Raw genomic sequence first — 12,203 nt, 5'->3', positions numbered from 1 at the left:
AATGTCGTGCGGCGGCCCGGACGGGTCGCGGCCAGGGGAACGGGGGAGGCCGGATGGGTGAGCGGAGAGGGAGCCGTGCCAGGCGTCCCCGCGGGCGACCGCGCTGGAGGCCCGTCCTGCTGCTCGGCACGTTGCCGCTCCTCCCCGCGACCGCCGGACCGGCCGCCGCCGACACGGGCAGGAGCGATGTCCGGCTGGTGTACTGCCTCGCCGACGAGCACCGGGGCGACCTCCGGGACGCGGCGGTGCGGCTCGGTGTGGTGCGGCGGGCCCCGGGTCCGGTCGGCGGTACGGACGCCGTACGGGTGCCCGGCCGCGGGGGCGGCGTGATGTCGCTCGACGACTGGACCGGCAAGCGCCCGGGCGACTTCGAACGAGTCTGCGACGCGGTGATGGCCGCCGCGGGCGACCCGCCGGGGGCGTCCGCGGACCAGGGCGGCGGGGCGCTGGGCGGGTTCGCCGACGGGGCTCTCCTGCTGGTGACCGGCGCCGTGCTCACCGTACTCGGACAGAAGACGGAACGGATCTCGGCGGAGCGGCGCACACACGGCCGGCAACTCTCGGCGGCCGTGCTGGAATTCCGGAGGATCGCATGGCTGTATCTCGCGGAGTACGAGCAGGTGGCCGAGACGGACCACGCCGAGGCGTCGCGGGCCCGGGAGGCGCTCAGCGGCCTCCTCGCCCTGGTGCCCGGCCCGGCCCCGCGCCGCGAGGCTGCCCGGCTGCTGGCCGAGTCCCTGCCCCTGGCGGACAGACTGCCGCGCAGCCGGGACGGGCAACTCCTGCAACCGCACGACAGAAAGAGCGAGGCGGACGCCGTGCGCACCACCCTGGACCGGCAGACACGGGAGGTGGGGGATCTGCTGCGCCCCGCACCCGTCCGGTGGCTGCGCGGATCACGACACAGCGGCCGTCCCACGAACGCCGGAGGGCAACACGGATGACCAACTCCGACTGGGCGAACCCCTACGGAGTGCGCAAACCGTACGGATCGAACGGCGCGGGCAACGGCGACGGCCGTGACAGCGGCGCGAACGGTTCCGCCGTGCTCAGCGCCGATCACCCCCTGGTGCCGTGGAAGCAGGCGGACCACATGGACCAGTGGGTCGACGTCGACCACTCCCGTGACGAACTGGACCGCTTCGAGCGGGACTGGCCCACCCTCGGCGAACTCCTCGACTCGAGCTCGGGGCACGGCCGGGTGGTGATCGTCAGCGGACAGCCCGGCATGGGCAAGACGTCACTGATCCACCGGTGCATCCACGAGGCACGCCGGCGTGTGGCGGCGGCGGCGTCCGCGGCCGGGAACCCGCTCGTGCTGTTCGCGCCGACCGCGGGGCTCGACAACGACGGCCGCCGGATCAGTGTCGACCCGGACGGCCGGTCGTTCGCGCCGACCCGGCTGATCAACGCCCGCATACGCCGCGAGATAGCCAAGAAGCTGCTGCTGCACGAGTTCTCCGAGCCACGGGTGCAGGCGATCATCGCGGAGGAGGACCCGTTCCAGGCCTACAGCGAGATGAGCGACCTGCTCATCCAGCACAACGCGCTGCTCTTCGTGGTGATCCCGCACATCCGGTGGAACGACGCCCATCTCCGGGCGGCATTTCTGCGCACCTGTCTGAGCCCGGCGCACCCCAGGATCGTACTTTTCGTCGAAGTGAGCCACGGCGCCGCGGAGACACCGAGGGAAGTGACCGCCGCACTCAGAGGATCGGCGGCGGTCACCCATCTCGCGCTGCGCGAGCTGGACTCCGAGGACATCTGGAGGTTCAGCCACAGCGCCCGGGCCGCCGACGGCGGACCGCACGGCCTGGTCGAGCCCGACAGGAGTTCCCTGATGGCAGCACACGACGAGTGGAAACCCTCCGACGTACGCGAACTGCGCAAGGTCTTCCACTCGGCGGCGAACGCCCTGCGCAGCGCGCCGCACCCCTGGCCGATCGACGCCGACGCGCTCAGACCCCACTGGGAGAGCCGGCGGGCGCACCGCGACGACCTGCTCCGTGAGCCGATCCTGCCCCGCCCCGGCGGCTGATGCCCGCCGCCACCCCGACCGCGCCTCTCCGGACCCGCAAGGAGTGCCATCGTGGCCGCAAGCAGCGCAGACACCTGGTACAGCAACCCCTTCCCCCTGGTGCCGGTCGTGCGGCTCGGCCCGTCGGCGGACCTGGGTGAGGCACCGGTCGAGGCCGCCGACTCGGGCAACGCCCATGTCTCCACCCGGTTCCTCGGGGATCTCGAGGGCCTGGTGCGCGACTACCTCCGGGACCGGCCCCGGGGTGGCCGGCGCGGCCGGGCGATCGCCGTGGTGGGAGAGTTCGGCCTGGGCAAGAGCCACGCGGCGCGCGAGGTCTGCAACGGGCTCGCCCGTCCGGACGGCCCGGCCATGTGGATCGTGGACGAACCGGTGCAGGACTTCGGCCGCATGTACCGCGACCGGCTGCGCGGCCCCGCCGACACCCCGGAGGGCAAGGCCGCGTTCGAGGAACTCGTCCGGGACTACTACGCCTATGTGACGGCGGCCCGGGTCGGCGAGCAGAGCTCCGACACCCGGCCGGGCCGGCCGGACGACATCCCGCTCGGCGACATCGCCCTCGACGACATCGCCACCGGGCTGCGCGACCGCGTCCTGGACCCCGACAAGGTGGTCTCCGCCCTGCGCTACGACCCCGAGGTGATGCACGCCGATCTGCGGGTCACCCTCGGCGAGGTCACGGAGCACAGGAGGTTCGCCACCGCGTTCGCCCTGCTGCAGGACCCCCGGTTCACCTCGATGGTCTGGGCGTGGCTGACCGGTGACGAGCCCGCCCCGCAGCTGCGGGAACGCGGCATCAGGGACGCCGTCACGGGCATCGACCCGGTCTTCGACGCGCTGGCCGTCCAGGGCTTCCTGCACGGCCGGGTCGGCAAGCCGTACGTCCTGCTGATCGACTCGCTGGAGAAGGTGCTGGACTGGCCGGAGGACTCCCGGCGTACGTTCGTCGATGCCTTCGAGCGCCTGGTCAACGTGTATGTGAGCCGGGGCGGGCTGCTGGTGTTCTGCACCTCGCCGAGCGGGCTCAACGCGTTCCGCCCGAGCCTGCACGAGCGGGTGGTGCAGCTGTGGCCGGCCCGCTTCACCGCGGAGCTGACGGCGGATCTCGTCGCCGAGTACATCGGTTCGGGTGCCCGTCCGGGCCCGGCCCAGGGCGCGGGCGCGATCGAGCGGTGGCCCGCGCCCTTCGGTTCCGAGTCGGTCGCGATCCTCCAGGAACTCACCGGCGGGGTGCCGCGGGAGATCCTCAAGACCTGCCACCACGCCTGGCAGTTGAGCGAGGACGGCGGCGGCGCGGTCCGGGAGGTGACCGCCGCGACCGTGCTGCGGGCGGTGCGCGATCTGCACGACAACGTCTCCGAGGACCAGGTGCTCTCCACCGTCCATGACGCACTGGCCCTGGGTCAGTGGCGCATCGCCTCGGTCGATCCGGTCCCGGAACGGGGGCCCGCCGTCGACGGGCCGCTGGTGGTGGCGTACTGGCTGGAGCCCTTCCCGAACGCCTACATCGCGATCGTGGTCACCCCGTCGGTGCTGGTGGCGGACGACCAGGAGCGCATCACCGCGCGCGTCCGGGCGCTGCGCGGCGCACTGCATCCGGCCCGGGCCGAGGTGCTGCTGGTGGTCAACGGCCATGTGTCGCGGACCATGCGGGACCGGCTGGCGCGCTCGCTCGGCTCGCAGCCCCTGCTGTACCGCCCGGGTGACTTCGAGCGGGCCGTGAACGAGGCCCTGGACCGGCTGCGCGCCCGGCTCACGGAACTCCGCCAGGAGGCCGATCTCGCGGAGCTGACCAGCGAGCTGCGCGGTGCGCTCGGCGAGCACAGTTCCCAACTGGGCCGGCTGCGCCGGACGGTGAGCGACCTGGCCCGGCGTGATCTGGTCGCGACGGCGCCCGGCCCGGCGCGTACGGCACTGCCGGAGCCGGTCGAGGGCCGGTTCGAGGAGGTGTTCTCGCTCCTCGACGCGGCCGTGGAACGGCTGGCCGGCCGTTCCTCCGGCGCCGGCCCGGGCGGCAGCACGCCGCTGCGGGCGGGGCGGGCCGATCTGACGGCGCTGGGCTGCGCCACGCTGGTCCGGCAGCTGACGGAGAGGTTCCGCACGGGCGCCGACGCCTGGTTCCGTGCCGCCTCGCCCGGCGCGCCGTCCGAGGAGCAGTGGGCGGGGCTGCGCCGGGTCTGCCGGGAGTACGAGACGGCGGTCGAGGTGCTGCCCGTGCAGTCCCTCGGCAGTTCCGGCCCGGCCCACCGGCCCAGCGCGGCGCGCGTGGTGGAGGCGCTCGCCGACGAGGTCTGGGGCGGGCTGGTCAGCGCGGTCCGGGCTCCGTGATCTCGCGCAGGACGCCCGCCAGTCGGTGCAGCCGGCTCTCCGCGTGGGCGACCTGCCGCTGGTCCAGCGTCACCCCGAGGACGTAGTCCCGCGGCGACAGCCAGGTCACGTACACGGCACCCTCCTGGACGTCCAGGACCAGACGGTCGGCGGGCGGCCGCACCACCAGCCGCAGCGCGTCGGTCAGCCGGGCGAGATGCCCGCGCAGGCTCTGGGCGAGGTCGCGGTACCCGGTGCGGCGTGAGCGCACGCTGGTCTCCAGGAAGCGCGGGCCGAGCTCGGCGTTCTCGAAGACGTCGCCCGCGCAGACGAGTCTCCAGTCCCGGTAGAAGGCCGCGTAGTGCAGGTCGATGGTGTTGACGTGACCGCCCCACAGGGCCCGCAGCCGCATTTCGGACAGGTTCTCGTGCTCGGCGGCCGCCGTCCCGAAGTCGATGCGCAGCTTCTCCTTGTGTTCCGGCAGGGGTACCGGGGGGTCCGTCAGGCCGCCGGGCAGTTCGTCGGGCAGGTGGTGCACCTGGGTGCGGATGGCGGAGACGAGGGTGTTCATGGCCTCGTCGGCGGCGGGCATCCCGCCGGGCGTGTCGGTGAGCGCGGCCAGGTACTCCCCCGGTTTGACGCGACCGCCCCACAGGCCACCGCGCGCGTTGGCGACCACGACGCGCATCAGCTCGCCGGTGCCCAGCGGCCGCATCAGCGCGCCCAGGTCCTGGGTGCACAGCAGGAGCCGGCTGCCGGGCAGTGCCTCGTTGGCGATGTCCTCGCCGCCCACGGTGACCAGGCCGGCCAGCGGGGCACAGTCGTTTCTGCGGAGGACGAAGTCGATGATTCCGCTGCTGTAGTGGGACACCGACCGGAGAGCGGGGACGCCGGCGAAGGCCCCTTGGCACAGCTCGGTTATTCGGCCGTGGCCCTCCGGGAACCAGTGGGACTCGGTGAAGAGCTCGGTCTCCGGGTGCGGGGCTGCTGCCACGTACGCTCACCTTTCCGTCGGGGGAACCGTCCGGACGCCGGCGCCGGCGCCGGGGCCGGTGTCCGGCCCTGGATCCGGGCCTAGATGCCGGGCAGTTCCAGATCGATGTCGAAGTCCCTGGCCGGTGCCGTGCGGGCGGTGGGGCGGGAGGTGAGCCAGGCGTGGTGCGCGCCCACCCGCCGGCCATCGGGCCGATGCCCCATGTCGAGGTCCCGCAAACGGCGCAGGGCGCGCTCGGCGAGTCCGGTCGCCTCGTCCACGCGCCCGGCCGCGGCCAGGGTGGCCGCGAGGGAGTTCTCCGCGGCGGAGACCCAGGGGTGGCTGTCGCCGAGCCGGTCCTCCAGGAGGTGCAGCGCGGCCCTGCCCGTGGCCTCGGCCTCCTCGACGGCGCCGGTGGCCCGCAGGTACACGGCGTGGCGGACCCCGGCCAGTCCGGCGTAGGGGTGCCAGGCGCCGAGGGTGCTCTCCAGGGCGTGGCGGCACTGGCGGGCCTCGTGTTCCGCCTCGTCGTGCTTGCCGAGCGCGTGCAGGTCGGCCGCCAGGCTGAAGCGGCAGCGCAGGGTGTCCAGGTGGTCGGCGCCGAACCGGCCGGTGGCTTCGGCGAGCACCCGCCGGTCGCGCTCCAGGGCCTTCTCGTAGCCGTAGACCTTCTCGTGCGAGCGGGCGGAGTTGTAGGTGATGCGGCGTTCGCTGACGGCCAGGCCGAGTTCGATGCTCAGCTGGGTGCCGGTCGCGACGTCGCCGTGCCGGTGCAGCCACTGGCGCAGCAGGTCCTGGGACTCCGCGTCGCGGCCCAGGGTGCGGTAGACCCAGGCGAGCAGGTCGGCGGACCGCCAGACGGCCGGGTCGTCCTCGCCGCCGGCGGCCTGGCGGTAGCGGAACCGGGCGAGGAGCCGGGCCAGCGAGTCGGCGGCGCGTCCGCTGAGGGCCTCCGTGAACGCGAGGTTGTGCTCGGCCTGCACGGTCGCGCGGTGCCGCGGTCCGAGCAGCAGCGTCAGGCCCTCCAGCACCGGCCGGGCCTGGAAGAGCGCGTCGGAGAACCTGCCGAGGGAGCGCAGCACGGCGCCGTAGGAGTCGGCGGACAGCAGCGTCCTCGGGTGCAGGGGGCCGAGCAGTCTGCGGTAGCCGCGCAGGGCCTGTTCGGAGAGCTGGCGGGCCTGTTCGTAGGCCCCGTCGAGGCGGTGGGCGCGGGCGGTGAGGTTGAGCAGGCGCAGATACTCCGGTGACGGGTCGTCGCTCTGCGGGCTCCAGGCCTCCTGCGCGCGTGCGGAGATGTCGAGCAGCCGGGCCAGGTCGGCGGTCTCGCCGCGCTGGCTCAGGGCGTTGAGATGGCGCAGCAGGGAGCGCCGGACGCGGGGGCAGTCGTCCTCCCACAGGCGCAGCGAGTACACCTCGCGTGCCCAGTCGGCGGACAGGCCGCGGTTCTCGTCCGGGGTGAACTCGGCGAGGGTGCCGCGCAGCACCTGCTCGATGCGGGCGCGCTCGTCCGGTTCCATGCCGTCGCGGAGGGCGTCCCGTACGGCGTGGTGCTGCCCGAGGGGCTGGTCGGGCCGGTCGAAGTCGACCTCCAGGAGTCCGACCCGGGACAGCGCCCACAGGGCGACGCTCACCATGTGCTCGTCGGGCAGCCGGGTGTCGGCCGGGGTGCGGCGGGCGCCGGGGTCCCGGGCCGTCGTGTCGTCGCGGGCCAGCTCCGAGAGGATGCGTCTCGACCTCAGCAGTTCGAGCCCCATGCCCCGGCCGGTGAGCAGCGAGGCCGCGTTCAGCAGCCAGCCGAGGGCGTCGCTGGTGCGGCTCTCGGCGCGCCAGGCCGCGGCGCCCGGGGTGTGCAGCACGGTCTGCCGGGCCACGCGCACCATGACCGCCACGGGCGGGGCCGTGCCCTCCCGTTCGAGCAGGGCCTCCTGGGCCGTGCGGTACTCGGCGAGGAGGTGGGCGACGGCGGCGCGGGCCGCTGTCCGGTCGTCCATGCTGTCGTCGCGCCGGTGCGCCGCGGCGCGCTCGGCGAGGCAGAGGGCGGCGATGCGTACGGCGAGCGGGACGAAGCCCAGGACCTGCCCGACGTGCTGGGCCTGTTCCTCGTCGATCTGCGCGAGCCGTTCACCCAGGACGGCCCGGCATTCGGCGGGCGACACGGGCGGCAGGGCGAAAGCCGCCATGTCCGCCGTGGCGGGGGCGGTGCGGCTGGTGATGAGGACGTGCCCGCGTGCGTGGGGCGTGGGCAGCAACTCCCGCAGTCCGTCGGGGGATTCGGCACCGTCGTACACGAGCAGCCAGCTCTGCGTGTCGGTGCGGGAGAGGTGGTCGAAGAGGGCCGGGGAGGCGCCGTCCCCCGTCGTGACCAGGTCCAGTCGGCCGGCGAGCCGGTTCAGGCCGCGGCGGACGCGGGGGAGCTCCCAGGAGCGCACCCACCACACCACGTCGTAGGCGGAGCCGAAGCGGTGGCACAGCTCCCGCACGGTCTCGCTCTTGCCCCAGCCGCTCGCGGCGTGCACGACCAAGGGGGTGTGGTCCCGGCCGGCCGTGTGCAGTTGCTCCAGGAGACCGCCGAGGACGTCGTCTCTGCCGACGAAGCCGCTGTAGCGGGGGGCCACGTTGGTGACGGCGGGCAGCCGCGGGAACCGCGCGCCGGGCGGGCCGTCGGCCGGGGGCGGGGCGCCGAGGCCGAGTCCGGCGTACAGCCGCCGCACGGCCTCGTCCTCGTCGGTCCCGCGCAGGTCGATGCGCTCGTGGTGGGCGGCGCCCGCGTCCGGGAAGGGCTCGTCGGCCAGGACGATCCGGACGTCGGGGTGGGACAGCGCGGCGAGCTGCGCCAGCGCCGCGTGGTCCATGTCCGCCGGGGAGAGGAACAGCAGGGCCGTGCCGGGGGCCGGGCGGTCGCCGGAGTAGGCGTCCTGGGCGCGCAGTTCGGTACGGATGCCGCCGCGCCGGAACCGGTCCTCCAGCCAGGCGGCCCAGGGGGCGTGGCGCTGGGAGTGGACGAGGGTGACCCGGCTGAGCGGCACCGGCCGCCGGTTGCGGAGCCAGTCGGCGAGCCGCTCGTAGTAGGGACGCAGCCCGGTCACCGAGCCCTCGGGCTCGCTCTCGACGGCGAGTTGCCGGGTGTCCAGGTAGAGCGGGTGGTACGGGATCTCCAGGAAGGCGACCTCGGACGTGCGGGAGGTGCGCGAGAGGGGGCCGAACTTGCTGCGGACCCGTTCGCGGGCGCCGCGCAGCCTGTCGTGCGACTCGACGTTGCTCTTCAGGCCGAGGGCCAGCAGCCGTACGGGCCGCTCGGCGCGGCCGCCGCTCAGCTGCTCGGCGAGGGCGGCGGCGCCGTCGATGGACCAGGCGGTCATGGCGAAGCAGAGGACCAGCGAGTCGGCCAGGGAGCCGAGTCTGCCCTCGGGCGGTGCGCCGGGCGCGTCGGGCAGCGGGGCCTCGACGAGGACGTGGTCGTGGCGCAGGGCGTCGGGGTCCGAGGCGAGGGCGAGGAGGGACGCCGCGTCCGGGCGGGTGACGGAGGCGATCCGGCCGGGCACGGGCTCGGGCACCGGTGCGCCCGCCGGTGCGCCGGTGGCGCGGCCGTCCACGATGAGCACGCTGCGGTTGCCCGCCGCCAGCAGGTCGGCGACGTTGCGGACGGTCGTGCTGACGCCGAGGTTCTCCGCGGTGGAGCAGAAGAGGACGAACCGTCCCGAGCGGTCGGCTGCGTGGGTGTCGGGCATGGCCACTCCGCTTTCGGACGGCAGGTGCTGGACGGTGGTGCACGACAGTCAGGGACGGTCAGTATAAGGCGGGTTGCCCCTGATCAGGCGGTTTCGCGCTCGACGGTGGCGTCGCCACGCGGCGCCGGTCACTGGCTCTCGCTGAACCCGGTGACGAAGGGATCTCCCGCCGTGCGCCCGGTGCGCAGCCGACGCAGGGTCTCCCCGAGCACCGAGGGCGGCAGCGCGGCGAGGTCGTCCAGCGGCACGTCGGTGAGGTCCAGCACGACGGACTCCAGGGTGGCCTCGCCCTGCTCGGCACCCGCTTCCTCGAGCTCTGCCATGGCCCATCCTCCGCGGATCGTGTCCAGTGTTGACGTCCCCACCGGGTGGCTCCCGAAACCGGCTACTTTCGGGCGGGGGCCGCGGGGACGACGGAATCTCGATGTTGACGGTCTGTCACGGGGACCGAATACTGGGGCAAATGGCGTGGCCGACCGGGTGGGCACCGGGTCGGTCGGCATGCGAACCGGGGGGTACGTATGAATCGACTGCGCCATGCGGAGCCGCCGTGGCCGGTCGCGGCCGACGTCGTGGCGAGGGAAGCCGCCGGATGGGTGCCCGCCCCGTTCCACTCCTTCGTGCTGAAGATGCACAGCCGCTGTGACCTCGCCTGCCGCTACTGCTACATGTACCGCTCGCACGACACGACTTGGCGCGAGCAGCCGCGGGTCATGGCGCCGGACGTCCTCGACCGTACGGCCGAGCGCATCGCCGGGCATCTGGCGGCGCACCGGGTGCCCGAGGCCGGGGTGGTGCTGCACGGCGGCGAGCCCCTGCTCGCCGGGGAAGCCACGCTCGGCCGTGCCGCCTCGGTGCTGCGCTCCGCCATGGGTCCCGGGGTGCGGCTGCACCTCGCGCTGCAGACCAACGGCGTACGGCTGACCGAGCGCTGGCTCGACCTGTGCGCCGAACACGGCATCCGCGTCTCGGTCAGCCTGGACGGCGACCGGGCGGCACACGACCGGCACCGGCGCGGTGCCGACGGGCGCGGCAGCCATGCCCGGGTCGCCGCCGCCCTGCACCGGCTGTCCGACGGGCCCCATCGCGAGCTGTTCGCGGGCCTGTTGTGCACCATCGACCTGCGCAACGACCCGGTGCGCTGCTATGAGCACCTGCTGACGTACCGGCCGCCGGCGGTGGACTTCCTGCTGCCGCAGGGCAACTGGCACACTCCCCCGCCGGGGCTGCGGCCCGGCCTGCCGGGCACGCCGTACGCGGACTGGCTGTGGCGGGTGTTCGAGCGGTGGTACGGGGCCAGCCGGCGGGAGACCCGGGTGCGGCTGCTCGAGGACATGATGGCGCTGCTGCTCGGCGGTGCGCCGGAGACGGAGGCGCTGGGTCTGGCCCCGGTGCGGTACGCCGTGGTGGAGACGGACGGCTCCCTCGCCCAGGACGACACGCTGCGCACGGCCTATCACGGCGCCGCGCGGACGGGTCTGCACGTCGGGCGGGACTCGTTCGACGCGCTGCTGCGCCATCCGGGCGTCGCGGCCCGCCAGTGGGGCGCCGACGGACTGTCAGCGCCGTGCCGCGACTGCCGGCTGCTGCGGGTGTGCGGGGGCGGCCACTACGCCAACCGCTACCGCCCGGCCACGGGGTTCGCCAACCCCAGTGTCTACTGCGCCGATCTGACTGCTCTGATCGACCGGGTCAGGGAGCGGCTGGCCGGGGACCTGGACCGGCTGCGCGGCGCCCCGGCGGAAGCCGCATGAGGCCCGTGCCGCTCCGTATGCCCGGCAGGCTCTTCACCGAGGTCGCGACGGGCGGCGGCGGGGCCGAGGCCCTGGAGCTGCTCGCCCGCGCCGAGTACAGCCGCCGCCTGGCCTGCGCCCACGCGGTCACCGAGGCCGCCCGTGACATCGGCGGCGGCGTGGCCGACACGGCCGGGCAGGCCTGGGAGCTCCTCGCCGCCGCGCACCGGGCCGATCCCCGGGCGGTGTCGGCGGTCCTGACGCACCCGTCGGCGGGCACCGCGCTGATCGGCCTGCTGGCCCGTCTCGACCGTGCCGTCGAGGGCGAGGCCGGTGCGGCGGGCGGGCTTCCGGTCCACCGGTTCAGCGCCCTCGCCGCGGCCGCTGCGGTCCGCGCGGGGGTGCCCGCACGGGTGCGGTGGCCGCTGACGGCGGACCGGGTCTTCCTGCCCTCGCTCGGTGGTGCCGGCTTCCCGGGTGCGGGACCGGGTGACGAGGCCGAGGTGGTGGTCGGTGCCGACGGAGCGGCCCGGATCGGGGTGGCGGGACGGAGTTCCGTGCCCGGCCCGGTCTACGTGCCGCGGGGCCCGTACGCCTCCGTATCGACGGGACGCTGGCAGTCGGCACACCGGCTTCTGGTGCTGGACTCCGGCGCGCCGCTGCTCCTGGACGACGTCGACCCGCTGCGCTTCCCGGGCGTCCCGGAACGGCCCCTGGGCCTGGCTGCGGACGATCTGCGCTGGTGGGAGGCCACGACCCGGGAGGCCTGCGACATTCTCCGGTCCCATCACCCGGGGACCTACGCCGAACTCGCCGCCGGCCCCCGCACCCTGGTCCCCCTCGACAGCACCGGCAGCTTCAGCGGCAGCAGCGCGGAGGCGTTCGGCTCCATGGCGTTGTCCCGGCCGCGCACCGGGCGGGGTCTCGCCCTGTCCATGGCCCACGAGTTGCAGCACAGCAAGTTCGCCGCCGTACTGCACCTGTTCGATCTGTTCGAGCCGCGTGGTGAGGAGCGCTACTACGCGCCCTGGCGCCCCGATCCCCGGCCCCTGCTCGGACTGTTCCACGGGGCGTACGCGCATCTGGGCGTGACGGACTTCTGGAACCGCCGCCGGGACGTGGAGCGGGACCCCGGGGAACTCGCCCGGGCCGAGGCCCAGTTCGTCCGCTGGCGCACGGGCGCCCGGGAGGCCGCGGAGGTCCTGCTGACCTCCGGGCGCCTCACGCCCCTGGGGCAGCACTTCGCCCGGACGATGCTGAACACCCTCGACGGCCTGTGCCGCCTGCCCGTACCGGCCGAGGCCCGGCGCCGGGGGCTGGCCCTGGCGGCGGAGCACCGGGCGGAGTGGGTACGGAGGAACGGCGTGCCACAGGCTCTGCTGATCTGACGGAGCCCGCGCGTACCGCGCCCGCGAACGCGATCG

8 protein-coding genes are annotated in these 12,203 nt (G+C 74.4%); 5 read left to right on the top strand and 3 right to left on the bottom strand.

Going from position 1 to position 12,203, the window contains the following annotated elements:
• The first annotated feature begins 53 nt into the window (after nt 1–53).
• From ACFT4A_RS06670 to ACFT4A_RS06660, 3 genes are read left to right on the top strand one after another with little or no spacing between them, the layout of a single operon-like run.
• Entirely contained in the window at nt 54–944 is an 891-nt protein-coding gene (locus ACFT4A_RS06670; protein ID WP_382826548.1) for a hypothetical protein, read from the top strand.
• Nucleotides 941–2,038 (top strand): AAA family ATPase, encoded by a 1,098-nt coding sequence (locus ACFT4A_RS06665; protein ID WP_382826547.1) that lies wholly within the window; start codon nt 941–943, stop codon nt 2,036–2,038. The genes ACFT4A_RS06670 and ACFT4A_RS06665 overlap by 4 nt, the downstream gene beginning before the upstream one ends.
• 51 nt (nt 2,039–2,089) lie before the next feature.
• Nucleotides 2,090–4,366, top strand: a complete 2,277-nt coding sequence (locus ACFT4A_RS06660; protein WP_382826545.1) for a hypothetical protein — start codon at nt 2,090–2,092, stop codon at nt 4,364–4,366.
• On the opposite strand, the gene ACFT4A_RS06655 is transcribed toward ACFT4A_RS06660, so the two are convergent.
• From ACFT4A_RS06655 to fxsA, 3 genes are all read right to left on the bottom strand, one after another.
• Nucleotides 4,344–5,339 carry a hypothetical protein gene (locus tag ACFT4A_RS06655; protein ID WP_382826543.1) on the bottom strand — a complete coding sequence of 332 codons (996 nt, stop codon included), beginning with the start codon at nt 5,337–5,339 and terminating at the stop codon, nt 4,344–4,346. The two genes, ACFT4A_RS06660 and ACFT4A_RS06655, sit on opposite strands and share 23 nt — an antisense overlap.
• 80 nt (nt 5,340–5,419) lie before the next feature.
• The gene (gene fxsT, locus ACFT4A_RS06650) at nt 5,420–9,046 is read right to left on the bottom strand and encodes an FxSxx-COOH system tetratricopeptide repeat protein (protein WP_382826541.1); all 3,627 of its coding nucleotides are present in this window, start codon (nt 9,044–9,046) and stop codon (nt 5,420–5,422) included.
• Between the two features lie 128 nt (nt 9,047–9,174).
• Complete coding sequence (gene fxsA, locus ACFT4A_RS06645; RefSeq protein WP_311128909.1) at nt 9,175–9,369, bottom strand: FxSxx-COOH cyclophane-containing RiPP peptide; 195 nt, start codon at nt 9,367–9,369, stop codon at nt 9,175–9,177.
• A 198-nt stretch (nt 9,370–9,567) separates the two neighbouring features.
• On the opposite strand from fxsA, the gene ACFT4A_RS06640 reads away from it, so the two are divergent.
• Nucleotides 9,568–10,800 (top strand): FxsB family cyclophane-forming radical SAM/SPASM peptide maturase, encoded by a 1,233-nt coding sequence (locus ACFT4A_RS06640; protein WP_382826539.1) that lies wholly within the window; start codon nt 9,568–9,570, stop codon nt 10,798–10,800.
• A complete protein-coding gene (locus ACFT4A_RS06635) occupies nt 10,797–12,167 on the top strand; it encodes an aKG-HExxH-type peptide beta-hydroxylase (protein WP_382826537.1) in 1,371 nt (456 codons plus the stop codon). The genes ACFT4A_RS06640 and ACFT4A_RS06635 overlap by 4 nt, the downstream gene beginning before the upstream one ends.
• Nucleotides 12,168–12,203: the final 36 nt, after the last annotated feature.

Origin of the sequence: Streptomyces sp. NPDC057099, assembly GCF_042671245.1 — a bacterium.
Taxonomy (GTDB): Bacteria; Actinomycetota; Actinomycetes; order Streptomycetales; family Streptomycetaceae; genus Streptomyces; species Streptomyces purpurascens.
This window is presented reverse-complemented; position numbering and strand designations above follow the sequence as displayed.

Bases quoted from the DNA above. Each gene is read 5' to 3' on its own strand.
- ACFT4A_RS06665 (WP_382826547.1), top strand. From the start codon at position 941: ATGACCAACTCCGACTGGGCGAACCCCTACGGAGTGCGCAAACCGTAC.
- ACFT4A_RS06670 (WP_382826548.1), top strand. From the start codon at position 54: ATGGGTGAGCGGAGAGGGAGCCGTGCCAGGCGTCCCCGCGGGCGACCG.
- fxsT (WP_382826541.1), bottom strand. From the start codon at position 9,046: ATGCCCGACACCCACGCAGCCGACCGCTCGGGACGGTTCGTCCTCTTC.
- ACFT4A_RS06640 (WP_382826539.1), top strand. From the start codon at position 9,568: ATGAATCGACTGCGCCATGCGGAGCCGCCGTGGCCGGTCGCGGCCGAC.
- ACFT4A_RS06635 (WP_382826537.1), top strand. From the start codon at position 10,797: ATGAGGCCCGTGCCGCTCCGTATGCCCGGCAGGCTCTTCACCGAGGTC.
- fxsA (WP_311128909.1), bottom strand. From the start codon at position 9,369: ATGGCAGAGCTCGAGGAAGCGGGTGCCGAGCAGGGCGAGGCCACCCTG.